Annotated in this window: 36 protein-coding genes and 1 tRNA gene; 3 read left to right on the top strand and 34 right to left on the bottom strand. The window is 49.5% G+C overall.

Annotation, left to right across the window (positions count from 1 at the left end):
- Positions 1-269 precede the first annotated feature (269 nt).
- Complete coding sequence (locus E5331_RS06975) at positions 270-1,535, top strand: DUF4925 domain-containing protein (protein ID WP_135984156.1); 1,266 nt, start codon at positions 270-272, stop codon at positions 1,533-1,535.
- Positions 1,536-1,656: 121 nt separating this feature from the next.
- On the opposite strand, the gene rpsO is transcribed toward E5331_RS06975, so the two are convergent.
- Positions 1,657-1,932: a 30S ribosomal protein S15 gene (rpsO, locus tag E5331_RS06970; RefSeq protein WP_123483530.1), complete on the bottom strand. Its 276-nt coding sequence runs from the start codon at positions 1,930-1,932 to the stop codon at positions 1,657-1,659.
- Positions 1,933-2,402: 470 nt separating this feature from the next.
- Between rpsO and pulA the strand changes: the two genes are divergently transcribed.
- Positions 2,403-4,436, top strand: coding sequence for a type I pullulanase (gene pulA / locus E5331_RS06965; RefSeq protein WP_123483531.1), 2,034 nt, complete (start codon positions 2,403-2,405; stop codon positions 4,434-4,436).
- 71 nt (positions 4,437-4,507) lie between these two features.
- Here the strand turns inward: pulA and E5331_RS06960 are convergent, their stop codons facing one another.
- Positions 4,508-5,758 carry a type IX secretion system plug protein gene (locus E5331_RS06960; protein ID WP_135984154.1) on the bottom strand — a complete coding sequence of 417 codons (1,251 nt, stop codon included), beginning with the start codon at positions 5,756-5,758 and terminating at the stop codon, positions 4,508-4,510.
- Positions 5,752-6,420, bottom strand: coding sequence for a uracil-DNA glycosylase (gene ung / locus E5331_RS06955; RefSeq protein WP_123483533.1), 669 nt, complete (start codon positions 6,418-6,420; stop codon positions 5,752-5,754). The genes E5331_RS06960 and ung overlap by 7 nt, the downstream gene beginning before the upstream one ends.
- 86 nt (positions 6,421-6,506) lie before the next feature.
- On the opposite strand from ung, the gene E5331_RS06950 reads away from it, so the two are divergent.
- Positions 6,507-6,578, top strand: a tRNA-Arg gene (locus tag E5331_RS06950).
- Positions 6,579-6,914: 336 nt separating this feature from the next.
- Here E5331_RS06950 and E5331_RS06945 read toward each other — a convergent pair.
- From E5331_RS06945 to rplC, 31 genes are all read right to left on the bottom strand, one after another.
- The gene (locus tag E5331_RS06945) at positions 6,915-7,499 is read right to left on the bottom strand and encodes a DUF3109 family protein (RefSeq protein ID WP_123483534.1); all 585 of its coding nucleotides are present in this window, start codon (positions 7,497-7,499) and stop codon (positions 6,915-6,917) included.
- A gap of 108 nt (positions 7,500-7,607) precedes the next feature.
- The gene (gene cls / locus E5331_RS06940) at positions 7,608-9,053 is read right to left on the bottom strand and encodes a cardiolipin synthase (protein ID WP_123483535.1); all 1,446 of its coding nucleotides are present in this window, start codon (positions 9,051-9,053) and stop codon (positions 7,608-7,610) included.
- Between the two features lie 103 nt (positions 9,054-9,156).
- On the bottom strand, positions 9,157-9,645 hold the full coding sequence (rplQ, locus tag E5331_RS06935; RefSeq protein WP_123483536.1) for a 50S ribosomal protein L17: 489 nt from the start codon (positions 9,643-9,645) through the stop codon (positions 9,157-9,159).
- Between the two features lie 6 nt (positions 9,646-9,651).
- Positions 9,652-10,650 (bottom strand): DNA-directed RNA polymerase subunit alpha, encoded by a 999-nt coding sequence (locus tag E5331_RS06930; RefSeq protein WP_123483537.1) that lies wholly within the window; start codon positions 10,648-10,650, stop codon positions 9,652-9,654.
- A gap of 16 nt (positions 10,651-10,666) precedes the next feature.
- Entirely contained in the window at positions 10,667-11,272 is a 606-nt protein-coding gene (rpsD, locus tag E5331_RS06925) for a 30S ribosomal protein S4 (protein ID WP_123483538.1), read from the bottom strand.
- 128 nt (positions 11,273-11,400) lie between these two features.
- Positions 11,401-11,790: a 30S ribosomal protein S11 gene (gene rpsK, locus E5331_RS06920; RefSeq protein WP_123483539.1), complete on the bottom strand. Its 390-nt coding sequence runs from the start codon at positions 11,788-11,790 to the stop codon at positions 11,401-11,403.
- A 9-nt stretch (positions 11,791-11,799) separates the two neighbouring features.
- Positions 11,800-12,180 (bottom strand): 30S ribosomal protein S13, encoded by a 381-nt coding sequence (rpsM, locus tag E5331_RS06915; protein WP_123483540.1) that lies wholly within the window; start codon positions 12,178-12,180, stop codon positions 11,800-11,802.
- A 34-nt stretch (positions 12,181-12,214) separates the two neighbouring features.
- Positions 12,215-12,331: a type B 50S ribosomal protein L36 gene (gene ykgO / locus E5331_RS06910; RefSeq protein ID WP_123483541.1), complete on the bottom strand. Its 117-nt coding sequence runs from the start codon at positions 12,329-12,331 to the stop codon at positions 12,215-12,217.
- Between the two features lie 16 nt (positions 12,332-12,347).
- Complete coding sequence (infA, locus tag E5331_RS06905; protein WP_123483542.1) at positions 12,348-12,566, bottom strand: translation initiation factor IF-1; 219 nt, start codon at positions 12,564-12,566, stop codon at positions 12,348-12,350.
- Positions 12,567-12,597: 31 nt separating this feature from the next.
- The gene (gene map, locus E5331_RS06900) at positions 12,598-13,389 is read right to left on the bottom strand and encodes a type I methionyl aminopeptidase (RefSeq protein WP_123483543.1); all 792 of its coding nucleotides are present in this window, start codon (positions 13,387-13,389) and stop codon (positions 12,598-12,600) included.
- A gap of 20 nt (positions 13,390-13,409) precedes the next feature.
- Positions 13,410-14,747, bottom strand: coding sequence for a preprotein translocase subunit SecY (gene secY, locus E5331_RS06895; protein ID WP_123483544.1), 1,338 nt, complete (start codon positions 14,745-14,747; stop codon positions 13,410-13,412).
- Between the two features lie 5 nt (positions 14,748-14,752).
- Positions 14,753-15,199 carry a 50S ribosomal protein L15 gene (rplO, locus tag E5331_RS06890; RefSeq protein ID WP_123483545.1) on the bottom strand — a complete coding sequence of 149 codons (447 nt, stop codon included), beginning with the start codon at positions 15,197-15,199 and terminating at the stop codon, positions 14,753-14,755.
- A gap of 14 nt (positions 15,200-15,213) precedes the next feature.
- Positions 15,214-15,393 carry a 50S ribosomal protein L30 gene (gene rpmD / locus E5331_RS06885; protein WP_123483546.1) on the bottom strand — a complete coding sequence of 60 codons (180 nt, stop codon included), beginning with the start codon at positions 15,391-15,393 and terminating at the stop codon, positions 15,214-15,216.
- 11 nt (positions 15,394-15,404) lie between these two features.
- The gene (rpsE, locus tag E5331_RS06880) at positions 15,405-15,923 is read right to left on the bottom strand and encodes a 30S ribosomal protein S5 (protein WP_123483547.1); all 519 of its coding nucleotides are present in this window, start codon (positions 15,921-15,923) and stop codon (positions 15,405-15,407) included.
- A 9-nt stretch (positions 15,924-15,932) separates the two neighbouring features.
- The gene (rplR, locus tag E5331_RS06875) at positions 15,933-16,274 is read right to left on the bottom strand and encodes a 50S ribosomal protein L18 (RefSeq protein ID WP_123483548.1); all 342 of its coding nucleotides are present in this window, start codon (positions 16,272-16,274) and stop codon (positions 15,933-15,935) included.
- A gap of 18 nt (positions 16,275-16,292) precedes the next feature.
- Positions 16,293-16,847, bottom strand: coding sequence for a 50S ribosomal protein L6 (rplF, locus tag E5331_RS06870; protein ID WP_123483549.1), 555 nt, complete (start codon positions 16,845-16,847; stop codon positions 16,293-16,295).
- An 18-nt stretch (positions 16,848-16,865) separates the two neighbouring features.
- Entirely contained in the window at positions 16,866-17,264 is a 399-nt protein-coding gene (gene rpsH, locus E5331_RS06865; RefSeq protein WP_136013228.1) for a 30S ribosomal protein S8, read from the bottom strand.
- 182 nt (positions 17,265-17,446) lie between these two features.
- On the bottom strand, positions 17,447-17,749 hold the full coding sequence (gene rpsN / locus E5331_RS06860; protein WP_123483551.1) for a 30S ribosomal protein S14: 303 nt from the start codon (positions 17,747-17,749) through the stop codon (positions 17,447-17,449).
- A 5-nt stretch (positions 17,750-17,754) separates the two neighbouring features.
- Positions 17,755-18,303 (bottom strand): 50S ribosomal protein L5, encoded by a 549-nt coding sequence (gene rplE, locus E5331_RS06855; RefSeq protein ID WP_123483552.1) that lies wholly within the window; start codon positions 18,301-18,303, stop codon positions 17,755-17,757.
- Positions 18,303-18,623 (bottom strand): 50S ribosomal protein L24, encoded by a 321-nt coding sequence (gene rplX / locus E5331_RS06850; protein WP_123483553.1) that lies wholly within the window; start codon positions 18,621-18,623, stop codon positions 18,303-18,305. The genes rplE and rplX overlap by 1 nt, the downstream gene beginning before the upstream one ends.
- A 27-nt stretch (positions 18,624-18,650) precedes the next feature.
- Positions 18,651-19,016: a 50S ribosomal protein L14 gene (gene rplN, locus E5331_RS06845; RefSeq protein WP_123404961.1), complete on the bottom strand. Its 366-nt coding sequence runs from the start codon at positions 19,014-19,016 to the stop codon at positions 18,651-18,653.
- A gap of 2 nt (positions 19,017-19,018) precedes the next feature.
- Positions 19,019-19,279 carry a 30S ribosomal protein S17 gene (gene rpsQ / locus E5331_RS06840; RefSeq protein ID WP_123483554.1) on the bottom strand — a complete coding sequence of 87 codons (261 nt, stop codon included), beginning with the start codon at positions 19,277-19,279 and terminating at the stop codon, positions 19,019-19,021.
- A 22-nt stretch (positions 19,280-19,301) separates the two neighbouring features.
- Positions 19,302-19,523 (bottom strand): 50S ribosomal protein L29, encoded by a 222-nt coding sequence (gene rpmC, locus E5331_RS06835; protein WP_123483555.1) that lies wholly within the window; start codon positions 19,521-19,523, stop codon positions 19,302-19,304.
- Between the two features lie 26 nt (positions 19,524-19,549).
- Positions 19,550-19,981: a 50S ribosomal protein L16 gene (gene rplP / locus E5331_RS06830; protein WP_123483556.1), complete on the bottom strand. Its 432-nt coding sequence runs from the start codon at positions 19,979-19,981 to the stop codon at positions 19,550-19,552.
- 15 nt (positions 19,982-19,996) lie between these two features.
- The gene (gene rpsC / locus E5331_RS06825) at positions 19,997-20,728 is read right to left on the bottom strand and encodes a 30S ribosomal protein S3 (RefSeq protein ID WP_123483557.1); all 732 of its coding nucleotides are present in this window, start codon (positions 20,726-20,728) and stop codon (positions 19,997-19,999) included.
- A gap of 7 nt (positions 20,729-20,735) precedes the next feature.
- Positions 20,736-21,140: a 50S ribosomal protein L22 gene (rplV, locus tag E5331_RS06820; protein ID WP_123483558.1), complete on the bottom strand. Its 405-nt coding sequence runs from the start codon at positions 21,138-21,140 to the stop codon at positions 20,736-20,738.
- Positions 21,141-21,192: 52 nt separating this feature from the next.
- Entirely contained in the window at positions 21,193-21,462 is a 270-nt protein-coding gene (gene rpsS / locus E5331_RS06815) for a 30S ribosomal protein S19 (protein ID WP_123483559.1), read from the bottom strand.
- A 22-nt stretch (positions 21,463-21,484) separates the two neighbouring features.
- Positions 21,485-22,357: a 50S ribosomal protein L2 gene (gene rplB / locus E5331_RS06810; RefSeq protein WP_123483560.1), complete on the bottom strand. Its 873-nt coding sequence runs from the start codon at positions 22,355-22,357 to the stop codon at positions 21,485-21,487.
- Positions 22,358-22,363: 6 nt separating this feature from the next.
- On the bottom strand, positions 22,364-22,654 hold the full coding sequence (rplW, locus tag E5331_RS06805) for a 50S ribosomal protein L23 (protein ID WP_123483561.1): 291 nt from the start codon (positions 22,652-22,654) through the stop codon (positions 22,364-22,366).
- A gap of 19 nt (positions 22,655-22,673) precedes the next feature.
- Positions 22,674-23,309 carry a 50S ribosomal protein L4 gene (rplD, locus tag E5331_RS06800; RefSeq protein WP_123483562.1) on the bottom strand — a complete coding sequence of 212 codons (636 nt, stop codon included), beginning with the start codon at positions 23,307-23,309 and terminating at the stop codon, positions 22,674-22,676.
- Positions 23,309-23,926 carry a 50S ribosomal protein L3 gene (gene rplC / locus E5331_RS06795; RefSeq protein WP_123483563.1) on the bottom strand — a complete coding sequence of 206 codons (618 nt, stop codon included), beginning with the start codon at positions 23,924-23,926 and terminating at the stop codon, positions 23,309-23,311. Before rplC ends, rplD begins: the two co-directional genes overlap by 1 nt.
- Between the last annotated feature and the right edge of the window lie 41 nt (positions 23,927-23,967).

Here is a 23,967-nt window from a genome sequence, read left to right as displayed (position 1 = left end):
CACGAATCTTTTCATTATACAAAATTTAATAATCATAAACCATAAACATTAAACCATTTAAGTGAAGCAAGTTGGAAAACTTGCGAAACTTAAATAATAAATATTTCGTGCAAAATTACTATTTTTTGGTCAATTTATCAATAAACTCCGCTAACAGATAAAGATTATCCTCAAATTTGTTCTATATCTCACACAAAATATCTATCTTTGCAACCGAATTTTTACAAAATTATCAAAAGCATTTATTTTTCACATAACTATATTATTAAATGAAAAAATCATTTCTTTACCTACTCGCTGTGACAGCGTTCACTGCTACATTCACTTCATGTAGTAATGATGATGAACCGATTGTTCCGGGCGTATCTTTGGAAGAAAAAGCCTACGCATCCCAGAATCTTGACCTTTCACTCAACGGGAGCAATCTCGTGGGCAAGAAAGTCACCTTCACTCCCGATGGCAACGGCAATGCCAACATAACCCTTGCCGGCGAACCATTGAATCTTTCTGATCTCATCGGTGGCATGACAAAAGCTGATTCCGCTACCGAAGGACTCTCGATACCGACTGCAGGCGTGCTTCCCGGCTCCCCGTCTGTAGTGATTCCCGTGAAGCTGGAAGGCGAAGCCGACAGCTGCACATTCAAAGGCACAGGCGAGACTGATTTCTGCACATACTCTTACTCCGGCTATGCCACTCCAGAGAATTTCAAGTTTGACCTTTCCGATGTCAAGCTGAAAAACACATCCCTCGCCGGAACCTGGACAATCCACCCTCTCAAAGTTGATGACGAAGATGGCTCAGAATACCCCTTTAATACCTTACATGTGGATTGGGTTTCTGAAAAAGGCATTGTTTTATTTGGAACCGGCTACCCGATGCCTGTTGCAGACCTACTTGGCTTAACGCTCGTATATCCATTCCTCCCAGCCATTGACAATGATTCCACCACCACCTCCATTGTTGATGCTCTTTGCCAGGTAGTTAAATCTATTGATCTTGGTGAAGACGGGTCTGTATCTGCAAAATATCTTGACACCAAAGTAGAGGGACTTCCCGAGACTGTAGCACCGAAAGGTATCGCACAATACATCATTTCAAAAGAAGGACAATTGCGACTATTCCTTGATCCGGCTGCAATTATAGCCAACACACTCAACAACGCTACCGAACGCACCCGTGCCGTTGATCTTTCCTCTTTAGTAGAGGGGCTGATGCAAAACCTTCTTCCTATGCTGACAGCAGGTATTCCTATAGAGTATGGTCAAGCTCAATATACAAAAGATGGAAAAGTAGTAACCATTGAGAACACCACTGCATTCTATCTTGGGACAGAGACACTTCTTCCTATTCTCAAAATTGCAAAACCTCTCTTCTCTGATGAAGATTTCGTGAAATCGATCGTAGAAGAAGCTTCAAAAGATCCTAATATGGGAATCATGGCTATGATGCTGCCGGGAATATTGAATGCAATACCTGAAATCATCGATACTACTTCGAAAGTTGAAATCGGTATTAACCTGACCAAAAACTGATTCTACCCCATTGTCCGGTATGGAAGTTCCGCTTCCATACTCGGACAACAGTAAGGAGACAAAAAAATCCGTGTTGATGATCAACACGGATTTTTTTGTCTCCTATATCTTTATCTTCCGATTACTTGCGGATACCAAGTTCTTTCTTGGCGATGATTGCACGGTAACGGTTGATGTCCTTGCGGATCAGATAGTCGAGGAGTGAACGACGCTGACCTACGAGAGCCTTAAGTGCGCGGGCTGTGGTGTAGTCCTTGTGATTCTCCTTGAGGTGCTCAGTGAGGTGCTTGATACGAATTGAGAAAAGTGCGATCTGGCTTTCGGGGCTGCCTGTGTCGTTCTTACCCTGGCCATATTTCTCGAAGATGGCCTGCTTCTCTTCTGTTGAAAGATGCATTGTTTTGAGAGTTTTATTGATTAATATGTATATTTCCACTTTTCTTAGAAAAGCGTTCCGGCTGCGGGACTCTCCCCCTCGCCTGCCTTTCGCGAAAAGCGTTGCAAAGTTACTAATTATTTTTCACATACACAAGAGAGAGGCGGCAACCCGCGTCGTTACCACCTCTCTCATTCATAATTTTGATAAAACTTCATCTTGAATACATACCCTATCTCTTCTGTCCGGCTTCGCGCCGGGGGAGCGGATAAGAATGCTTCAATCCAATTATTGCGTGGGCAATCTGCCCGGATTAGGCTTTGTCTATATAACACGCCAACATACCTTATGGTTCACTATATACATACACGTAACTGACATTGGATTACATAATTATTGTTAATCTCATATTAATGATTCTGAATATGTATTGAAATCAGAAAAATATTTTGTAACTTTGAATCATTAACTGATAAATTCTTTACATCGGAATGAAATTACATGTATATCTAACCATGACAGCTCTGCTTATGACCGCAGGCTCAGTAGCCACAACATCTCAGGTTATGGCTCAAAGCACGTATGACTCTCAGTTCATCAGCTATCCTACATATAATGGCGATGACCTCGAGCTTTCAGTGAATAATTCCGGAACGCATTTCCGCCTTTGGAGCCCTGAAGCACAGGAGGCAAGAGTAAACCTTTACAATGATGGACACACCGGCAAGCCGTATCAGGTGGTCGAAATGAAGAAGGATGCCGCCAACGGCACCTGGACCGCCTCCCTGCCGGAGAAACTTTATGGCAAGTTCTACACCTTCCAGATAAAATGGAAAGGGGAATGGAAGAACGAGACTCCCGGAGTGTGGGCGAAAGCCGTCGGGGTCAACGGCAAGCGTGCCGCCATAATTGATTTTGCAAAGACCAATCCTGAGGGTTGGGATGCCGACAGACGCCCGGAAGTGAAGAACTTCTCCGACGTCATCGTGTATGAGATGCATCACCGTGACATGTCGATGCACCCCTCTTCCGGAATCGCCAACAAGGGTAAGTTTCTTGCCTTGACCGAGGATGGCACAGTGACACCGCTCGGAGAGAAGACCGGAATCGACCATCTGAAGGAACTCGGCGTAACCCACGTGCATATCCTCCCATCCTACGACTATAACTCTGTGGATGAGACCAACCTTCAGAACAACACCTACAACTGGGGATATGATCCGCAGAACTATAACGCACCAGAAGGCTCCTACTCCACCAACCCTTCCGACCCCTCGACCCGAGTGCGCGAGATGAAGGAGATGGTGAAGGCTCTGCATGATGCCGGGATCGGTGTCATAATGGACGTGGTGTATAACCATACAGCTGAAAATGACGGTTCGAATTTCGAACTGACCGCTCCGGGATATTACCATCGCCATTGGGACGACGGACGCTATTCCGACGCTTCCGGATGTGGCAATGAGACCGCCTCCGACCTGAAGCAGATGCAGGATTATATCATCAACTCCACGAAATATTGGGCAAAGGAGTATCATATCGACGGATTCCGTTTCGACCTAATGGCGATTCATGACACGGAGACTATGAACAAGGTGGCTGAAGAGCTGAAGAAAATTGACCCCTCCATCTTCGTATATGGCGAGGGTTGGACTGCCGGTGATTCCCCATTGGCAGTAGAGAGAAGAGCTCTGAAGGAGAACGTATCGAAGATGAAGGATATAGCCGTTTTCTCCGATGATCTCCGCGATGCCGTTAAGGGTCATTACACTAATGCCGCCGACCGTGGATTCGCCACAGGTAAGCCCGGCAATGAGGAGACTGTGAAAATCGGCATCGTAGCTGCAACGAACCATCCGCAAGTGGATTATTCCAAAGGGCAAAATTCCAAATTCCCATACGCTGATTCGCCGGAGATGATCGTAAACTATGTATCCTGCCATGACGATATGTGCCTGACCGACAAGCTTCATCACTCTATGGAGGGCGAGCCGGAGGAGAATATGCTTGAGGCTGCCAAACTTGCGCAGACAATCGTGTTCACATCACAAGGCACCCCGTTCATGTTCGCCGGCGAGGAGATTTTCCGTGGCAAGAAGGGTAATCACAACACCTACAACATGCCCGACTCCGTAAATGCCATCGACTGGGCAAATAAATCGAAATATCGCGACCAGTTTGACTATTACCGTGAGCTGGTGGCTCTCCGCAAGGCTCATCCCGCATTCCGCATGACTTCTGCCGACGACATCGCGAAGCATCTCGTATTTGATAAGATCGACTCCAAGAAGACCCCGAATCTCATATCCTATTCGCTGAAGGAGAATGCCAACGGCGACAGCTGGAAGGAGATTAAGGTGGTATTCAACGGTGCATCCCACGAGCAGACGGTCAACATAGCCAAAGGGAAATGGATGATTGTGGCACAGAACGGCAAGATGGCTCACGACGGCTCTCTCGGCACGACAAACGGCGGCAAGATCACCCTCGCCCCCTATTCCGCCCTCATCCTCGCAAAAGAATAAGCTAAAACACTCTGAAAGAATAAGCCTCCGCTATGGATTGCACCATAGCGGAGGCTTTGTCATATCGCGAATCAGAGCACAGTCGCCCCGACAAGCCTATCCCCGCGCGATCCGGGCTGACGCAGATATACCTTCACCAGATATTCATTACGCGTCTCATATTTATCTCCGTCAATAGGAGCCGGAGTGTACACTCCCCCTCTATCCACCACATACTGATAATTATAGCTTCCTTGCTTCAGCGGAATCTCCGCCACGTAGCACTGCCGCACATCATCATATCGCATACGGTTGAAATCGCCGAAACGATGCGACGTGAAATCACCATCCACATATACCGGCTCTGCAATACGCGGCATCTCGAGCGTGAAATGCACCGTCACGTAATCCGCCCCCAAATCCGGGTCGCTCGAATTATATTCATCTATCTTGAACCGCCCGTGCTGCGTTTCGTCATAAATATAATCCTTCTCCTCACGCGGCTCATCCACCGACAGATAGGCATGCCAGTTGCTACCACCGAATTTTACAGAATCGGTATGCATGCCGGCGTAATCCGCCCTCACTGTCTCAAAACGCCGATACTCATCCTCGGCATTGAATACCAATGCCGGATCATGAGCGTAGACTATGGTCCCCCCCTCTGTCCGAAGCGGACCGGCAAGCGTGCGCGTAGTTTCCGGACGGTTGTTCTGAGTGACCGTCACCACAAGATCCTGATACGGGTTTATCCTCGATCCATCGCCCACATCAACGGTGATATACAGTTGCTGCCATCTGTCGTTGACACCTCGGTCGGTGCGCGCAGTGACGTTTCCCGCTATCGCCACGCTATTCTCTGATACGCAGAACCGCTGCTGAAGCAATATCTCATCCGGCTCACTCTCCGGATACACCTGCATGAGATAGTTGCCGCTGACGAGCAGCTGCATATCCTCATTCGGAATCTCCACTCGATAATTTACGTAATGCACGTAGGTGCCCGATGAATAGGCATAGTCGGTTATGTCACATTCATTGAACCCGCCGACGTATTCCGGCTCAAGCAGACGCGATGGCTGCCAGTCGGCATTACAATGCAGTATACGGTAGCGTAGATACTGATGCTCATCCCCGAGTATGTCGAATTTCACCACAAGGCGGTCAGACGTGCCGAGCCTCACCACCGGCGGCGACATGAAGTAATCCGGATTCTCCACCGACAGTGTGCGCACATCGCGGCTGAACACCCCCGACAACGTATCAAGCGGGTATACTGCCATCCCACCTAAATACAGCATGGAGAGGAGCAGCATTGCTCTCAGGCGATCCATCGTCACCATACAATCGGAGTCTTGCCGTGTGCCACAAGATATTCATTCGCCTTGGAGAAATGACGGTTGCCGAAGAATCCTCTGTAGGCGGATAGTGGCGACGGATGCGGGGAGGTGAGCACCAGATGCTTCTCCCGGTCAATCTTCGCACCCTTCCTTATGGCATCCGATCCCCACAGCATGAATACCAGCCCCATCTTCTCGCTCGCGAGTGCATTAACGGCGGCATCGGTAAACGTCTCCCATCCAATTCCGGAATGTGACTTGGGAGCATGCTCCCTGACGGTTAGCGATGAATTCAGAAGCAGCACACCCTGACGTGCCCATCGGCTGAGATCGCCGTCGGCGGGCATCGGTGCGCCGGTGTCGGCACTCACCTCCTTGAAGATGTTGACAAGCGACGGAGGCATCATCACGCCGGGAGCCACCGAGAAGCATAATCCGTTCGCCTGTCCCGGTCCATGGTAAGGATCCTGACCGATGATGACCACCTTGGTGGCATCAAACGGCGACGCATCAAACGCCGCGAAAATCTCCTTGCCGGGGGGATACACTCTCACCGTCGGGTCGGCATAATCCTGACGCACCTTCTGCGTCAACGCCCTGAAATACGGTTTTTCAAATTCCTCTGAAAGATGATTCTTCCATCCCTCCTCTATCTTGACTTCCATATTGATTTCAAATTATATTTTTGCAAAGTTCGGAAATTTTAATTAACTTTGCAACGGTGATGAGAAAATCATCCGCATATATACACGTCTCCATAGTTCAATGGATAGAATATCGGATTCCGGTTCCGACGATTAGGGTTCGACTCCCTATGGAGATACAGAAATATCCTTCTAATATATGATTGCAGATATATTGGAAGGATATTTTTTATTTTGGCAGGCAATAGCCTGAATGCATACGTCAATACCGGATGACACATTCCAGATATCCCCAACCCGGATTTCCAGCGTAAATAAACAAATAATTTATTTACTAATTTAATATTTTTTCACACTTGTAATGATGATTATATCGTAAATAAGTTATAACTTTGCAGTGAAATTTAGGTATCTATAATCCTAACATGTAAGAATTTATTTAGTTAAGCAAAAAAGAAGAGTGGACTGATTGTGAAATCCGTCCACTTTCTATTTTATATATACCTCTATCCCAATCATTTATTCTCCTGCTGACGCAGCCATTCCTTCGCAGTATGCTCCAGCTCGGCATACCATTCCTCTCCGAATTTACGGATCAACGGCTCTTTAAGAAATTCGTATGCCCTCACTTTCCTGGATCTACCCAGAATCTCGGCACACTTGCAGATTTTCCACCTATGAAGATTAACTGCGGTCATATCCCCATATTTTCTGAGCCTCACGGGATATAGATGGCATGATGAGGGCTTCAATTGCGGAAGTTTCCCCTTTCGGTATGCTTTCTCAAGGGCACAAAGGCACTTCCCTCCCTCGGCATACGTAGTGAACACACAGTCCTTCCCCTCCACAATCTGAGTGACAAGATCCCCCTCCTCATCAATATATGACGCCCCACACTCCTTTATGATGGACTGTGCCGACGGATTGAGCAGCGGGAGAATCTCATCCATGTGTCTCTCAATCTCCTCCCTCTCCTCCTCAAGAAGCGGCGCACCTGCATCTCCGTCAATGCAGCACTGACCAAGACAAGAATCAAGATCGCACACAAAAAAACGCTCTATAAGGTCGAGCGAAACCATAGTATCTTTTATAAGTAGCATCTCTTATCGTAGATTAAATCTCAATATATCTTCCAAAACCCTAACAATCGCTCCATCTACCCCACTATCAACCTTAAACCTTAAACCATAAACTATAAACCATAAACCCTACAAAATCGGCGAGACAAGACGCAACAATGACTCAAGGAATCGATGATACAACGGGCGTCTCTTCCATCGGTCGAGAGTCAGCTTAGTGCTCTGCGCGACATCTTCAAAGAATATGTCGCGCATCTTACGGTTGATATTCTCATCATATATCAGCAGGTTACATTCGAAATTATTCTCGAAACTGCGGAAATCAAAATTTGTGGAACCTGCAGTCACAAACATGTCGTCTATTATCATTGCCTTTGCATGGAGCATACCGGGCTCATACAGATACACCTTGATGCCGGATTTCAGGCACTCCGATATATAGGAGAATGATGCGTAATGAAGCAAGCGGCTGTCAGTGTTGCGCGGCATCATTATCCTGACATCCACTTTTGCCAACGCTGCTGCCTGTAGGGCACTCAGCAAACCGTCGGTCGGAAGAAAATATGGTGTCTGTATGTATATCGTGCGGCGTGCCGACGAGATGGCGCGCAGGAAACATAGCGTCAGGTTGTTCCATCTCTCCGTGGGGCCTCCCGTCACGAGCTGCACGCCGACACTGTTGCTGTTGACGTTGAGCTTCGGCGTAACCTCAGGCACGTATGGCTCTTTCTTCAAGAAATTCCAGTCAATCGCAAAGGAATACACAAGCGACTCCACAATATCGCCCGTCACCCTGAAATGCGTATCTCTCCACACTTCTCCGTTGGGCAGACCATTCACGTAGCGGTCGGCTATGTTCATACCCCCGATATATCCTATACTCCCGTCGATCACCACAATCTTCCTATGGTTTCTCCAGTTGATTCTGTTGGCAAAATGAGGGAAGTTGACGCGGAAGAAAGGATGGGTCTGCACTCCCGCCCTCTCCATGTTGGTAAAGAAACTCTTCTTGGCAGAGAAGCTCCCGATGTGGTCATATATCACCTTCACCTTTATCCCCGCCTTCGCCTTGCGTATCAGTATGTCGGAGATTTCCGTGCCTATCTTGTCGTCAAGGAATATGTAGTATTGCAGCAGTATCGATTCCCTGGCATTCTCAAGATCACGCTTGAGCGATTCAAACTTGCTGATGCCATCGGTGAAAATGTCAATCTCATTATTGACAGTGAACGGGGCGCGACAGAGATTATGGGCAAGCTTCACGAGATTGCGATGTTCGGCAGAGAGGTCAAGGCTGTTCAGATTTATGCGTCGCGGAGAGTGTTCCCGGAGAATCTTACGCTTGTTATGGCGCGAGATCATGTGCATCCCCCTCAGGCTGCGTCCGAAGAACAGATAGAACACCAGCCCCACAATCGGAAGGAAAACCAGAGCGATCACCCACGACAGCGCACGTATCGGATTGCGGTTCTCACGTAGCACCACAATCACCGAGGCAATAATCATCAGCGCATACGCCACCGTGAGAAGAATCGCCAGCCAACTGTCAAGATATATGGTTTCAGGGATATGCATATATATTCAATTAACCGCGCTAAGTTAATAAAAACAATTTAAACAGACAAGAGCGACACCCGTATGAATGTCGCTCTTGCGTAATATTAAATCATGCCGATATTTATTCAGCCTTAGGAGCTTCCTCCGTAGCGGGAGCCTCAGCAGCGGGAGCCTCGTCAGCAGCGCCTTTCTTGCGGCGGCTACGGCGTGTGGATTTAGCTTTCTTCTCGCCGGCAGCCTCGAGCATGTTTTCATTGAAGTCAACGAGCTCGATCATTGCCATCTCAGCGTTGTCACCGAGACGGTGTCCTGTCTTGAGAATACGAGTATAGCCACCGGGACGGTCAGCCACTTTCTCTGCTATTACGCCGAAAAGTTCCTTAACGGCTTCCTTGTTCTGGAGGTAGCTGAAGACGAGGCGACGGTTTGCCATATCGTCGGTCTTAGACCTCGTGATAATCGGCTCAGCATATATACGCAATGCCTTAGCCTTTGCCAGAGTCGTGAAGATTCTCTTATGCATGATAAGAGAGATAGTGAGGTTCATGAGAAGCGCATCACGATGACCTTTCTTACGACCGAGGTGGTTGAATTTTTTATTGTGTCTCATCGTTGTTTAGTCTTTATCTAATTTATATTTTGAAATGTCCATCCCAAAGGAGAGGTTAAGACTTGCGAGCAGTTCGTCAAGCTCAGTGAGCGACTTCTTACCGAAGTTGCGGAACTTGAGCAGGTCGTTCTTGTTGAAGACCACGAGCTCGCCAAGCGTCTCGACCTCGGCGCTCTTAAGGCAGTTGAGGGCACGCACGGAAAGATCCATATCAGTGAGTTTGCTCTTCAGGAGCTGACGCATGTGAAGGACTTCTTCGTCAAACTCATCGACATCATTCTCCTTAGGAGTCTCAAGCGCAATCTTCTCGTCGCTGAAGAGCATGAAATGATAGATCAGAATCTTGGCAGCCTCCTTGAGTGCATCCTGCGGCGCGATAGAGCCGTCGGTAGTCACTTCGATAAGGAGCTTCTCATAGTCAGTCTTCTGCTCCACGCGGTAGTTCTCCACCGCATATTTCACGTTCTTGACGGGGGTGTAGATAGAGTCGATAGCTATCACGTTGGGATCGGAATCACCGAGCAGCTCACGGTTTTCGTCAGCCGGGATCCATCCGCGACCCTTGTTGATAGTAAACTCCATCTGGAAACTTGCCGAGGGATCAAGACGGCAGATTTCCAAATCCGGATTGAGTACTTCAAACCCGGAAAGCACCTTGCCCAGATCGCCTGCCTTAAGCACATCGGTGCCCGACACATTTACCACAGCTTTCTCTGTCTCATGGTCTTCGGTCAGCTGCTTGAATCTTACCTGTTTTAGGTTGAGGATGATATTGGTGACATCCTGCTTTACCCCGGGAATGGTGTCAAGCTCATGAGCGACTCCGTCAATACGGATAGAGCAGATGGCAAAGCCGCCGAGCGAAGCAAGAAGGATTCTGCGCAGCGCGTTGCCTATTGTCTGGCCGTAGCCCGGTTCAAGCGGCCGGAATTCGAACTTGCCGAACGAATTGTCGGCCTCAAGCATGATGACCTTGTCGGGTTTCTGAAATGCTAATATTGGCATGGGTTTCTATTGTTTATTATTTAGAATACAACTCAACGATCAACTGTTCCTTGATAGTCTCCGGAATGTCTTCACGCTGCGGAACATGGAGGAATTTGCCCCCCTTTTTGCTCTCATCCCATTCAATCCAGGGATATTTGCTATGGTTGAAGCCGGCAAGGCAGTCGGCGATAACCTCAAGCGATTTTGACTTCTCACGGACAGCAACCACATCACCGGGTTTAACACGGTAAGAGGGGATATTTACCACCTTTCCGTTGACGGTGATATGCTTGTGGAGCACGATCTGACGTGCAGCCGGACGAGACGGAGCGATACCGAGACGATACACTACGTTGTCAAGACGGCTTTCGAGAAGCTGAAGGAGCACCTCACCGGTAATACCCTTAGTGCGGGCTGACTCCTCGAACAGGTTGCGGAACTGACGTTCCAACACGCCGTAAGTATATTTCGCTTTCTGTTTCTCTTTCAGCTGAGTGCCATATTCCGAAGTCTTTCTTCTGCGGTTGGCGCCATGCTGTCCCGGTGGATAGTTCTTCTTTGCCAGAACCTTGTCCTCACCGTAAATTGCCTCGCCGAACTTGCGGGCGATTTTTGTCTTTGGGCCTGTATATCTTGCCATTTTTTTCTTTGTGTTTTAATTAAAGTGGCCTTTTATCCTGCCTCCTTAGCGCAGCCGCGACTGCCGAGAGAAAGATGCTGGGGCAGTCTATTCGCATTCAGCGACAGGACAGGGGCTGCTTTTTCCTATTAAACTCTTCTTCTCTTAGGAGGACGACATCCGTTGTGGGGCAGCGGTGTGACATCTACAATCTCTGTCACCTCGATACCAGCTCCGTGCACTGTACGGATAGCTGACTCACGGCCGTTGCCCGGCCCCTTCACATAGGCTTTCACCTTGCGCAGGCCGAGATCGTATGCGACCTTGGCACAATCCTGCGCTGCCATCTGAGCTGCATAGGGAGTGTTCTTCTTGCTGCCTCTGAAGCCCATCTTGCCTGCAGAGCTCCAGGAGATAACCTGGCCCTCGCTGTTGGCAAGGCAAACGATAATGTTGTTGAAAGAGCTATGCACATGAAGCTGACCGTTGGCGTCAACCTTGACATTCCTCTTTTTAGCTGCGACTGTCTTTTTTGCCATACTTTAATTTTATTTAGTAGCTTTCTTCTTGTTAGCGACTGTTTTCTTACGGCCCTTACGTGTGCGGGCGTTGTTTTTGGTGCTCTGGCCTCTTACCGGAAGTCCGATACGATGACGGATGCCGCGATAGCAACCGATATCCATGAGACGCTTGATGTTGAGCTGGATCTCCGAACGGAGGTCGCCCTCAACCTTATATTCTGTCTGGATCACCTCACGAACGGCTGCTGCCTGATCGTCTGTCCAGTCCTGTACCTTGATGTCGCGGTCTACACCCGCCTTCTTGAGGATGGTGTTGGCTGCGCTGCGGCCTATGCCGTAGATATACGTCAAGGCAATCTCTCCTCTTTTGTTTTGCGGCAAATCTACGCCGACTATTCTTACTGCCATAGTTTGTTACAAATTTTTTGCAAAGGTAATAAAATTATCCCTGACGTGTTTTAAATTTTGGATTCTTCTTGTTGATTACGTATAATCTTCCTTTTCTGCGCACGATCTTGCTGTCGGCCGTACGCTTTTTGATTGATGCTCTTACTTTCATATGGAGTGTCGTTTTTTTATTTATATCTGAAAGCGATACGTCCTTTCGACAGGTCGTAAGGGCTCATTTCCACCCTCACCTTGTCGCCCGGAAGTATCTTGATGTAGTGCATTCTCATCTTGCCTGATATGTGGGCTGTGATTTCATGCCCGTTGCCAAGCTCTACCTTAAACATTGCGTTTGACAATGCCTCGAGAATCACTCCGTCCTGTTCGATTGCAGCTTGTTTTGCCATATAGTCTTTTCAGTTTTTGCTTTGTTTATTCTTAGATGCTGTTGTTGTCGCCTGCGGAAAGTGCAGCATCGATGTAGTCGAATGTTGTCATTATCTCAGGACCATCCGTCGTGATGAGGATGGTGTGCTCATAGTGAGCGGAGTGCTTGCGGTCGCGTGTGCGGCATTCCCAGCCGTTGCTCTCTATAACCACGTTCTTGCTCCCGAGATTTATCATCGGCTCAATAGCGATGCACATGCCCGGCTTCAATACCGGACCGATGCCTCGACGCCCGAAATTGGGCACCTCGGGATCCTCATGCATGCTTTTTCCGATGCCGTGTCCGCACATCTCACGCACCACGCTGTAGCCGGCGCGTTCGCAGTAGGTCTGCACGGCATTTGAGATATCGCCGATTCTCTTCCCCGCCTGCGCTGCATTGATGCCTACGTAGAGCGACTCCTTTGTGACCTGCAACAAGCGCGCCACCTTCTCATCGATCTCTCCGATGGCAAACGTGTAGCAACTGTCGCCGTTGAAGCCGTCGAGTTCAGCCACACAGTCTGTGCCGACTATGTCACCTTCCCGAAGCTCGTAGCCCGACGGGAAACCATGCACCACCGTCTCATTTACCTCAATGCACAACGTGCCCGGAAATCCGTGATAGCCTAAGCAAGCGGGTTTACCCCCGTTGTCGAGGATAAACTCCCTTGCTATGTTATCAAGCTTTCGGGTCGTGATTCCGGGACGTGCCCATTTGGCCACCTCTCCGAGCGTGCGGCTTACGAGGTCGCATGCCGCGCGCATCTTGACGATCTCCTCAGCTGTCTTGATATAGATCATTAGCTTACTGAATCTGACTTTTAGAATGCACCACTACCTGTCGTGCGCCCCTTGATGCGGCCATCCTTCATCAGGCCGTCATAATGACGCATCAGCAAGTGACCTTCCACGATTCTCAGCGTGTCGAGGATAACGCCCACCATAATCAGAAGCGATGTGCCTCCGAAGAAAGCGGCGAACTGACGGTTGAGACCGCATACGTGTGCTATCGCCGGAAGAATCGCCACGATGCCGAGGAAGATAGAGCCCGGAAGGGTTATCCTCGACATGATGGAGTCAAGATATTCCACGGTAGGCTTGCCGGGTTTGATGCCGGGGATGAAGCCGTTGTTGCGTTTCATATCCTCTGCCATCTGTGCCGGACGCACTGTAATTGCGGTGTAGAAGTATGTGAATGCCACAATCATTACGAAATAAACCAAATTATACCAGAATCCATAGAGGTCGGTAAGAGCTCCGAAGAATCCGGTCTGCTCTGTGCTGAAGCCAACAAGTGTGACAGGGATGAACATGATTGCCTGCGCAAAGATGATCGGCATCACACCGGCTGCGTTCACTTTCAGAGGAATGTACTGACGTGCACCGCCATACTGCTTGTTGCCCTGTATGCGCTTTGCATACTGCACGGGCACCTTGCGTGTGCCCTGCACGAGAAGCACAGCACCGGCTATGACGGCTACGAGGATTACAAGCTCCACAAGGAAGATCACAAGACCACCGCCGGCGGAGTTCATCAGTCGGCCGGTGAATTCCTGAATCACTGCCTCCGGGAAGCGTGCCATGATACCGATAAGGATGATGAAGGAGATACCGTTGCCGATGCCCTTCTGGTCAATCCTCTCGCCAAGCCACATGATGAACATTGACCCGGCTGCAAGCACAATGGTCATGAACACCACGGTCCAGAATCCCATTTCCACATGGCCACCGGCAGCCTGCACCTGATATTTGAGGTTCATCAGGTAAGCCGGACCCTGAAGAAGAAGGATCAGTACGGTGAGATAGCGGGTGTACTGATTCAGCTTCATACGTCCGCTCTCACCCTCTCGCTGCATCTTCTGGAATGCGGGGAGCACCATGCCGAGAAGCTGTATCACGATTGATGCCGTGATATAGGGCATGATACCCAACGCAAAGATGGATGCCTGAGAGAACGCACCGCCCGAGAACATATCAAGCAACTGCATCAGACCGTCCGATGTGAAGTTCTTCAGTGCCATGAGTTCGTCAGGATTGATACCCGGCAAAACCACGTAGCACCCGAAACGATAGATTATCACCAGCAGGAGCGTAATTCCTATACGCCTGCGGAGATCCTCTACGCTCCAGATATTTTTTATCGTTTGTGTAAATCCCATGAGAGTTAGTTTTTGCTGACGGTTCCACCTGCTGCTGTGATAGCCTCCTCAGCCTTCTTTGAGAATGCGTCAGCCTGCACCTCGAGGGCACGGCTGATAGCACCGTTGGCGAGAATCTTCACGAGCGCTCTCTTAGGAGCGAGACCTGCAGCACGGAGATCGGCAACAGTAATTTTGGTCAGGTTCTGAGCCTCTGCCAATGCCTCGAGAGCATCAAGGTTGATAGCCTTGTATTCAACACGGTTGATGTTCTTGAAACCGAATTTCGGCACTCGGCGCTGAAGCGGCATCTGACCACCCTCAAAACCGATCTTATGTTTGTAGCCTGAACGTGACTTCGCGCCCTTGTGACCACGGGTAGACGTCCCACCGTAGCCTGAACCTGGACCGCGACCTATTCTCTTGTTGCTCTTGTTGCTGCCGGGAGCCGGCGTAAGATTATGTAGTTCCATGTAGTTCTAATGAATTAGAGAGTTGTGACTTCTACGAGATGATGCACAGTCTTCACCATTCCTCTGATCGAGGGGGTGTCTTCCTTTACTACTGTGTGATTCATTTTTCTCAGTCCGAGTGCATCGAGCGTGCGCTTCTGCACTGCCGGGCAATTGATGCGGCTCTTAACCTGCTTGATTGCTATCTGTGACATTTCTGTTGTTTTTAGCCGTTAAACACTTTATCCACTGCCACACCACGGTTCTGAGCCACCTGTGCCGGGCTTCTGAGCTCGCCGAGGGCTGCGATTGTGGCCTTCACGAGGTTGTGGGGGTTGGATGATCCTTTGCTCTTTGCAAGCACGTCGGTGATGCCTACGCTCTCCAGCACGGCACGCATTGCGCCGCCGGCCTTAACTCCGGTACCCTCTGATGCGGGTTTCAGGAATATGCGTGAGCCGCCGAATTTCGCGCTCTGCTCGTGAGGGATTGTGCCCTTGTGCACCGGAACCTTGATAAGGTTCTTCTTTGCAGTCTCAACGCCCTTGGCGATTGCAGCTGTCACCTCATTAGCCTTGCCGAGGCCCCAGCCGATAACGCCATCTTCATTACCTACCACTACAATTGCCGCGAAGCTGAAAGCACGACCACCCTTTGTAACCTTAGTCACACGGTTGATGGCCACAAGACGGTCTTTCAGATCCAAATCATTAGTAGATTTTACTCTATTGTTTCTCTTTGCCATGATTTCCGATTAAAATTTAAGACCGGCCTGACGTGCTCCATCGGCCAATGATTTAACTCTGCCGTGGAAAAGGTAGCCGTTACGGTCGAACACGACCTCAGTGATACCGCTTTCCATAGCCTTTTTTGCCACTTCTGCACCTACGCGTGCGGCAATCTCAATCTTTGTGCCGCCCTCAAGACCCTTTGAAGAGGCAGCCACGAGAGTGCGGCCTTCGAGGTCGTCGATAAGCTGGACGTAGATCCCCTTGTTGCTGCGGAACACGCTCATGCGGGGCCTTTGAGCTGTACCGGAAATCTTGCCGCGGATGCGGGTCTTGATCTTATTTCTTCTTGCTATCTTAGATACCATAGTTCTTCCTTATTTTAATTATTTCGCATTGGCAGACTTACCGGACTTGCGACGGATAATCTCACCAACAAACTTGATACCTTTGCCCTTGTACGGCTCAGGCTTGCGGAGCGAGCGGATCTTGGCGCATACCTGACCGAGAAGCTGCTTGTCGGCGCTCTCAAGGATGATGAGCGGGTTCTTGTTACGCTCTGTCTTTGCCTCGACCTTTATCTCTTTCGGAAGCTTGATGTAGATAGCATGTGAGAAGCCCAATGACAGCTCCAATACCTGACCTGTGGATGTGGCACGGTAGCCTACACCGACAAGCTCCATCTCCTTTTTGTATCCTGCTGACACGCCTACCACCATGTTGTGGATAAGCGCACGGTAGAGACCGTGCATAGCGCGGTTCTGACGCTCGTCGTTCGGACGCTTTACTTCGATGTGGTTGTTCTCAACCTCTACTGAGATCACAGGATTCACTTCCTGAGAAAGCTCACCTTTCGGACCCTTTACGGTCACTACATTTCCGTTTACCTGTACTGTTACGCCGGCAGGTATCTCAATGGGTGCTTTACCTATTCTTGACATGTCGAATACCTCCTTCTTTTAATATACGTAGCATAATACTTCGCCGCCGACCTTACGCTCTTTGGCTTCTTTGTTTGTCATCACTCCATAGGATGTGCTCAGGATGGCGATACCAAGTCCGTTGAGTACGCGGGGCATATCCTTGTAGCCTGTATACTGGCGAAGACCCGGGCGGGACACACGGCGGAGGTTCTTGATGGCGCTCACCTTGTCGACCGGATCATACTTGAGGGCAATCTTGATTGTGCCCGATGGAGTGGGACCTTCCATAAACTTGTAGTTCAGGATGTAGCCCTGCTCGAAAAGGATCTTTGTGATCTCCTTTTTCATTTTTGAAGACGGAATCGCCACCACACGGTGTCCCGCATGGATGGCGTTTCTCAATCTCGTCAAATAATCTGCTATTGGATCAGTCATTGTTTTGATTGTTAAATTGATTCAGATAATCCGAACAATATTTAATTTTCACTTTGTCTTTTTTTCGAAATCCGGCAAGGAATCGCCGGATGTGAGAAAGATTGGAGACGCCCACAGGGCACGTAAATGCTCTGTGGGTCAGTCACCAATTCTTATAACGTGGTTCTTTCAAATTTATTGTATCACCAGCTTGCTTTCTTTACTCCGGGAATCAGTCCGGCAGATGCCATCTCACGGAACTGGATTCTCGAAATGCCGAACTGACGCATGTAGCCTTTCGGACGGCCGGTAATCACGCAACGGTTGTGAAGACGCACTTTTGAAGCATTCTTGGGAAGCTTCTGGAGTTTTGTCAATGCCTCGTAGTCGATGTTGCCATCAGCATCAGCAAGCGCAGCTTTCTTGAGCGCAGCCTTTTTCTCAGCATATTTCTCAACCAGCTTCTGGCGTTTTACCTCGCGGGCTTTCATTGATTCTTTTGCCATAGCTCTTATTTTTCGTGTTTGAAGGGAAGTCCGAATTTCTTGAGAAGTGCGAAGCCTTCCTCATCTGTGGGTGCTGAAGTCACGAATGTGATGTTCATACCCTGAAGTTTCGGAACATTGTCGATGTTAATCTCCGGGAAGATGATCTGCTCAGTGATGCCGAGGGTGTAGTTGCCACGGCCGTCGAGCTTGGAGTTGATGCCCTTGAAGTCGCGGATACGCGGAAGCGCGATCTTCACGAGTCTCTCAAGGAACTCATACATCTTCTCTCTTCTGAGAGTCACCATAGCGCCGATAGGCATTTTCTTACGGAGCTTGAAGTTGGAGATGTCCTTTCTTGAAAGAGTGGGCACTGCTTTCTGGCCAGTGATGGCTGTAATCTCGTTGATTGCAGTCTCAATCAGTTTCTTGTCCTGAGTTGCAGCACCAAGACCCTGGTTGATAACGATCTTCTCAAGACGGGGCACCTGCATCACGCTGGAATAGTTGAACTCCTTGAAGAGCTCTGGAGCTATTCTCTCTTTGTATTCTTTACCAAGTGTAGTCTCGCTCATTACTTAATCTCCTCTCCTGATTTCTTAGAATAACGTACCAGTTTGCCGGCCTCGTTGAGTTTGCGACCCACACGGGTGGGCTTGCCGGTCTTGGGGTCTACCACATTCAGATTAGAGATGTGGACAGGCGCCTCAATTTTCACTATTCCTCCCTGAGGATATTTCGCATTGGGCTTCATGCTCTTGGAAACAATGTTGATGCCCTCCACGAGTGCGCGGTTTTTCTTAACCAGCACTTCAAGGACGCGTCCGGTCTTGCCTTTGTCGTCGCCGGCGTTGACATAGACAGTGTCGCCCTTCTTTATATGGAATTTTGCCATTGCTACTTTTCTTTTAGTTGATTGACATTAAAGCACCTCGGGCGCAAGCGAAACGATTTTCATGTTAGTGGCACGAAGTTCGCGCGCAACGGGGCCGAAGATACGGGTGCCGCGGATCTCACCTGCATTGTTAAGCAACACGCATGCGTTGTCGTCGAAGCGGATGTAGCTGCCGTCGGGACGGCGGATCTCCTTCTTCGTACGGACCACCACAGCCTTTGATACTGTTCCTTTCTTCACATCAGAAGAGGGGATGGTGCTCTTTACGGTGACAACGATGATGTCGCCAACCGAAGCATAGCGACGGCCGGTGCCGCCGAGCACATGGATACAGAGTGCTTCCTTAGCACCGCTGTTGTCTGCTACTGTAAGACGTGATTCGGTCTGTATCATAATTACTTAACTTTTTCAATGATTTCCACAAGTCTCCATCTCTTTGTCTTGCTCAACGGACGGGTCTCCATAAGACGCACTGTGTCGCCTACAGAGCACTCGTTCTTCTCATCGTGAGCATGATACTTCTTTGTCTTGTTGACAAACTTTCCATAGATCGGGTGCTTCTCTTTCCACTTGATCTCGACCGTGATGGTCTTATCACACTTGTTGCTCGAAACAACCCCAATTCTTTCTTTTCTCAAATGACGTTTTTCTTCCATTTTTCTCAAATACTTTATGGGATCAGTTGTTTACTACGGGAGCCTCTGCAGCTGCAGCGATCTCCTTTTGGCGCAACACAGTCTTCAAGCGGGCAATCTCCTTGCGATCTTTGGTGATCTTGGAGGGATTGTCTACGGGAGATATCGCGTGCGCTACTTTCAATTCACGATAAGCCTTCTCGCTCGCCTCGATCTGGGCGCGCAGCTCCTGAATGCTTAATTCCTTGATTTCTTCCTTTTTCATATCTATCGTTTAATCTCTTTGATTGATTACACGTTCTGGCTGGGATCATAGTCGCGGCGCACCACGAACTTAGTGATCACAGGAAGTTTCTGGGCTGCCAGACGGAGTGCCTCCTTGGCAATGTCGTAGCTTACGCCCTCCACTTCGATGAGGATGCGTCCCGGGGTAACGGGCGCAACGAATCCTTCGGGGTTACCTTTACCTTTACCCATACGTACCTCGGCAGGCTTCTTGGTGATCGGCTTGTCGGGGAAGATACGGATCCAGATCTGACCCTGACGCTGCATGTAGCGGGTCACTGCCACACGGGCAGCCTCGATCTGACGGCCGGTGATCCATTTAGACTCGAGTGTCTTGATGCCGAACGAGCCGAATGCAAGCTGATTGCCTCTCTGGGCCTCACCCTTCATTCTGCCTTTTTGCGAACGGCGGTATCTGGTCTTTTTCGGTTGTAACATTGTCAGTCTTCTTTATTAACGATTGTTGTTTTTCTTGTTGCGGAAACCACCCTTACGGTTATTGTTCTGCTGACGGCCGGTCTCTTTCTGACCGATGGCATACGAGGGAGTGAGCTCCTTCTTGCCATATACCTCGCCACGGCAGATCCACACCTTGATGCCGATGATACCCACCTTGGTGAGAGCCTCTACCAAAGCATAGTCGATGTCAGCACGGAGAGTGTGGAGCGGAGTACGACCCTCCTTGAACATCTCGCTGCGGGCCATTTCTGCGCCGTTGAGACGGCCGCTGACCTGCACCTTGATGCCCTCTGCACCCATACGCATAGAAGAAGCGATAGCCATCTTCACTGCGCGACGATAAGCCACCTTGTTCTCAATCTGACGGGCGATGTTTGTAGCCACAATCTCGGCGTCGAGTTCGGGACGCTTGATCTCGTGGATGTTGATCTGCACATCCTTGTCAGTGAGTTTCTTCAGCTCATCCTTCAGATCGTCGACGTCCTTACCGCCTTTGCCGATCACCATGCCGGGACGGCTTGTGCAGATAGTGACTGTGACCATCTTAAGAGTGCGTTCGATGATGATTTTCGAAACACTTGCCTTCGCAAGACGAGTGCGGAGATACTTACGGATCATAGAGTCCTCAAGAAGGGTCTCACCGTATTTCTTTCCGCCATACCAGTTGGAGTCCCAACCGCGGATTACACCAAGACGGTTGCTTATAGGATTAACTTTCTGTCCCATCTTTCGATCAAGCTTTATCGTTATTAATAGTGTCGACAAACAATGTCACATGGTTTGAACGCTTGCGGATTCTGTAGCCGCGGCCCTGCGGAGCCGGACGAAGGCGCTTGAGCATCGGTGCGCAGTCTACGAATACTGTCTTCACGAAGAGCTCGCCTGCCTCGGCCTTGCGTTCGTTTTTCTGTTCCCAGTTGGCAATTGCAGAGCGGAGCAGCTTCTCCACCTTGCGGGCCGCCTCCTTGTTGGAGAACTTGAGGATGCCGAGAGCCTTGAATGCCTCCTGACCGCGGATCATGTCCACGACGAGACGCATCTTGCGGGGCGATGACGGCACATTATGCAGCTTAGCGAAATATTCGCTCTTGCGAGCCTCTTTGATGGCATCGGCTGCTTGTCTTTTTCTTACACCCATTGTATTTTCTTACTATACTTTATTAGACTGTTATTGAATGAGCGGGCAGCCATTATTTCTTCTTGTTGCCGGCATGTCCGCGGAATGTGCGCGTCGGGGCGAACTCGCCAAGTTTATGACCCACCATATTCTCTGTAACGTAAACGGGTATAAACTTATTGCCGTTGTGCACTGCGAAAGTGTGGCCTACGAAATCAGGCGAGATCATTGACGCACGGCTCCAGGTCTTGATGACCGACTTCTTGCCGCTCTCGTCCATGGCTGCAACCTTCTTCTCCAGCTTTACACTGATAAACGGTCCTTTTTTAAGCGAACGACTCATAATTGTCTTCTTTTAATCAAATTTACTTTTTCCTTCTTTCAATGATATACTTCGAAGAATGCTTCTTCGGCGAACGAGTCTTCAAGCCCTTAGCGTAAAGACCAGTGCGCGAACGGGGATGACCACCAGACTGACGGCCCTCGCCACCACCCATCGGGTGATCGACAGGGTTCATCACGACACCACGGTTGTGAGGACGACGACCCAACCAGCGGCTGCGACCAGCCTTGCCGCTCTGCTCGAGAGCGTGGTCAGAGTTGCCTACCACACCTACAGTAGCGCGGCATGCCAGAAGCACCTTACGGGTTTCTCCGGAAGGCAATTTGATTATCGCATAGTTTCCCTCACGGGAAGTAAGCTGAGCGAATGTGCCGGCAGAACGTGCCATAGCGGCACCCTGACCGGGACGTAGCTCGATACAATGGATGAGTGTACCTACAGGTATCTTTGCCAAGGGGAGGCAGTTGCCTACCTCGGGTGCAGCCTCTTCACCGCTCATGACAGTCTGACCTACCTGAAGACCGTTGGGGGCGATCATGTAAGCCTTGGAGCCGTCTGTGTAGTAAAGGAGCGCGATACGAGCCGAACGGTTAGGATCATACTCGATGCTCTTAACTGTTGCGGGTACACCGTCGTTTGTTCTCTTGAAATCAATGAGACGCAATTTTCTCTTGTGGCCACCACCACGGTAACGGGTTGAAAGATGACCCGATGAGTTGCGGCCGCCTGTTGAACGCTTGCCAACAACAAGAGACTTTTCTGGCGTGATTTTCGAGACTTTCTTTACCTTTTCGGCGCCCTCTGCGGGCTTTGCAATGGCGATCTCGTTGCGGAACACACCAATAATCTTGTGTCTTTGCCCGGGAGTAACGGGCTTAAATTTTCTTACTGCCATCGGTTTTTAAATATTGCTATAATAGTCTATCGTTTGTCCTTCTGCAACGGTCACGTATGCCTTCTTGAATGAAGGTTTCTGGCCGCTGATAAGCCCGCCTTTGGTGTAACGCTGTTTGCGCTTGCCTGCATAGAGGGCTGTATTCACTTTCACGACGCGCACATTGTAGAGCTTCTCCACAACGTCTTTGATCTGAAACTTGTTTGCGTCGGGAGACACAGCAAATGTGTAGCAATTCTGCTTTTCGCTGTAGGCGGTCGCCTTTTCAGTCACGATCGGTTTTATCTGAATATCCATTTTCTATATCTCCTTTTGTTTAGAAGTTCTCGTTGATCAGTTCTACGCTGCCCTCGGTCATGATGATGGCATCATTATTCAGAAGGGTGTAGGCGTTAAGGTCTGATGCCTGCTGCATGAGTGCGTTGGGCACGTTGCGTACAGACAGGAACAGATTGTTGTCAAGACCGTTCAATACAAGAAGAGTCTTCTTCTCGTTTACGTTGAAAGCCTTGGCGATGTTTACCCAGTTCTTTGTGCTCGGCTTCTCGAAGTTGAAGTTCTCAACCACGAAGATGCTGCCTGCCTGAGCCTTTGAAGTCAAAGCGATCTTGCGTGCAAGCTGCTTCATCTTCTTGTTCATCTTGCTGCGATAGTCGCGGGGACGCGGACCGAACACTGTGGCACCGCCGCGAAGAAGCGGAGAGTTGATGTCGCCACGACGTGCGCCACCGCCGCCCTTCTGACGACCGAGCTTACGTGTGGAACCGGAAATCTCGCTGCGCTCCTTGCTCTTGTGAGTGCCTTGGCGCTGGTTGCCCAAGAACTGCTTCACGTCAAGATAAAGGGTGTGCTCTGCATTGCCTTCGCTCAAATCACGCGCGAAAATTTCGTCATTGAGAGTGATCTTGCGTCCTGTGTCTTCTCCTTTGATGTTATAAACTGCTACTTCCATTATTTCTCAACTATAACGATTGAACCTTTGGCTCCGGGGATGGAACCCTTTATCATTAACAAATTGTGCTCGGGAAGCACTTTTATCACCTGGAGATTCTGAACAGTCACACGCTCATTGCCCATCTGGCCAGCCATACGCAAGCCTTTGAACACTTTTGCGGGATAAGAGCAGGCACCGATAGAACCGGGAGCGCGGAGACGGTTGTGCTGACCATGAGTGGACTGACCCACACCACCGAAACCATGACGCTTCACCACGCCCTGGAAACCTTTACCCTTGCTCGTGCCGACAACGTCGACGAAGCCGCCCTCCTGGAAGAGGTCAACTGTCAGTGTCGAGCCAAGCTCGGGGGTTGTCTCAAACGATTTGAACTCGGCCAAGTGACGCATGGGGGCTACTCCAGCTTTTGCGAAGTGGCCGGCCTCGGGCTTGTTGGTGTGCTTCTCTTTCTTCTCCTGGAAGCCTACCTGAACAGCCTCATAGCCGTCTTTATCCACTGTCTTGATCTGAGTAACCACACAAGGACCTACTTCGATAACAGTGCACGGAATATTTTTTCCGTCGGCACTGAAAACGGATGTCATTCCGATTTTCTTTCCTAATAATCCTGGCATTTCTTACTTTGATTTATTTTGGGATTCTATATTTTGTTTGT

Source organism: Lepagella muris (assembly GCF_004793975.1).
GTDB lineage: Bacteria > Bacteroidota > Bacteroidia > Bacteroidales > Muribaculaceae > Lepagella > Lepagella muris.
The sequence above is the reverse complement of the archived record's forward strand: the minus strand, read 5'-3'. Positions and strand labels throughout refer to the sequence as shown.

Coding starts and splice junctions, on each gene's coding strand:
- E5331_RS06975 (WP_135984156.1), top strand. CDS start 270: ATGAAAAAATCATTTCTTTACCTACTCGCTGTGACAGCGTTCACTGCT.
- rpsO (WP_123483530.1), bottom strand. CDS start 1,932: ATGCATCTTTCAACAGAAGAGAAGCAGGCCATCTTCGAGAAATATGGC.
- pulA (WP_123483531.1), top strand. CDS start 2,403: ATGAAATTACATGTATATCTAACCATGACAGCTCTGCTTATGACCGCA.
- E5331_RS06960 (WP_135984154.1), bottom strand. CDS start 5,758: ATGGTGACGATGGATCGCCTGAGAGCAATGCTGCTCCTCTCCATGCTG.
- ung (WP_123483533.1), bottom strand. CDS start 6,420: ATGGAAGTCAAGATAGAGGAGGGATGGAAGAATCATCTTTCAGAGGAA.
- E5331_RS06945 (WP_123483534.1), bottom strand. CDS start 7,499: ATGCTACTTATAAAAGATACTATGGTTTCGCTCGACCTTATAGAGCGT.
- cls (WP_123483535.1), bottom strand. CDS start 9,053: ATGCATATCCCTGAAACCATATATCTTGACAGTTGGCTGGCGATTCTT.
- rplQ (WP_123483536.1), bottom strand. CDS start 9,645: ATGAGACACAATAAAAAATTCAACCACCTCGGTCGTAAGAAAGGTCAT.
- E5331_RS06930 (WP_123483537.1), bottom strand. CDS start 10,650: ATGCCAATATTAGCATTTCAGAAACCCGACAAGGTCATCATGCTTGAG.
- rpsD (WP_123483538.1), bottom strand. CDS start 11,272: ATGGCAAGATATACAGGCCCAAAGACAAAAATCGCCCGCAAGTTCGGC.
- rpsK (WP_123483539.1), bottom strand. CDS start 11,790: ATGGCAAAAAAGACAGTCGCAGCTAAAAAGAGGAATGTCAAGGTTGAC.
- rpsM (WP_123483540.1), bottom strand. CDS start 12,180: ATGGCAGTAAGAATAGTCGGCGTAGATTTGCCGCAAAACAAAAGAGGA.
- ykgO (WP_123483541.1), bottom strand. CDS start 12,331: ATGAAAGTAAGAGCATCAATCAAAAAGCGTACGGCCGACAGCAAGATC.
- infA (WP_123483542.1), bottom strand. CDS start 12,566: ATGGCAAAACAAGCTGCAATCGAACAGGACGGAGTGATTCTCGAGGCA.
- map (WP_123483543.1), bottom strand. CDS start 13,389: ATGATCTATATCAAGACAGCTGAGGAGATCGTCAAGATGCGCGCGGCA.
- secY (WP_123483544.1), bottom strand. CDS start 14,747: ATGGGATTTACACAAACGATAAAAAATATCTGGAGCGTAGAGGATCTC.
- rplO (WP_123483545.1), bottom strand. CDS start 15,199: ATGGAACTACATAATCTTACGCCGGCTCCCGGCAGCAACAAGAGCAAC.
- rpmD (WP_123483546.1), bottom strand. CDS start 15,393: ATGTCACAGATAGCAATCAAGCAGGTTAAGAGCCGCATCAATTGCCCG.
- rpsE (WP_123483547.1), bottom strand. CDS start 15,923: ATGGCAAAGAGAAACAATAGAGTAAAATCTACTAATGATTTGGATCTG.
- rplR (WP_123483548.1), bottom strand. CDS start 16,274: ATGGTATCTAAGATAGCAAGAAGAAATAAGATCAAGACCCGCATCCGC.
- rplF (WP_123483549.1), bottom strand. CDS start 16,847: ATGTCAAGAATAGGTAAAGCACCCATTGAGATACCTGCCGGCGTAACA.
- rpsH (WP_136013228.1), bottom strand. CDS start 17,264: ATGACTGATCCAATAGCAGATTATTTGACGAGATTGAGAAACGCCATC.
- rpsN (WP_123483551.1), bottom strand. CDS start 17,749: ATGGCAAAAGAATCAATGAAAGCCCGCGAGGTAAAACGCCAGAAGCTG.
- rplE (WP_123483552.1), bottom strand. CDS start 18,303: ATGAGCGAGACTACACTTGGTAAAGAATACAAAGAGAGAATAGCTCCA.
- rplX (WP_123483553.1), bottom strand. CDS start 18,623: ATGGCAAAATTCCATATAAAGAAGGGCGACACTGTCTATGTCAACGCC.
- rplN (WP_123404961.1), bottom strand. CDS start 19,016: ATGATACAGACCGAATCACGTCTTACAGTAGCAGACAACAGCGGTGCT.
- rpsQ (WP_123483554.1), bottom strand. CDS start 19,279: ATGGAAGAAAAACGTCATTTGAGAAAAGAAAGAATTGGGGTTGTTTCG.
- rpmC (WP_123483555.1), bottom strand. CDS start 19,523: ATGAAAAAGGAAGAAATCAAGGAATTAAGCATTCAGGAGCTGCGCGCC.
- rplP (WP_123483556.1), bottom strand. CDS start 19,981: ATGTTACAACCGAAAAAGACCAGATACCGCCGTTCGCAAAAAGGCAGA.
- rpsC (WP_123483557.1), bottom strand. CDS start 20,728: ATGGGACAGAAAGTTAATCCTATAAGCAACCGTCTTGGTGTAATCCGC.
- rplV (WP_123483558.1), bottom strand. CDS start 21,140: ATGGGTGTAAGAAAAAGACAAGCAGCCGATGCCATCAAAGAGGCTCGC.
- rpsS (WP_123483559.1), bottom strand. CDS start 21,462: ATGAGTCGTTCGCTTAAAAAAGGACCGTTTATCAGTGTAAAGCTGGAG.
- rplB (WP_123483560.1), bottom strand. CDS start 22,357: ATGGCAGTAAGAAAATTTAAGCCCGTTACTCCCGGGCAAAGACACAAG.
- rplW (WP_123483561.1), bottom strand. CDS start 22,654: ATGGATATTCAGATAAAACCGATCGTGACTGAAAAGGCGACCGCCTAC.
- rplD (WP_123483562.1), bottom strand. CDS start 23,309: ATGGAAGTAGCAGTTTATAACATCAAAGGAGAAGACACAGGACGCAAG.
- rplC (WP_123483563.1), bottom strand. CDS start 23,926: ATGCCAGGATTATTAGGAAAGAAAATCGGAATGACATCCGTTTTCAGT.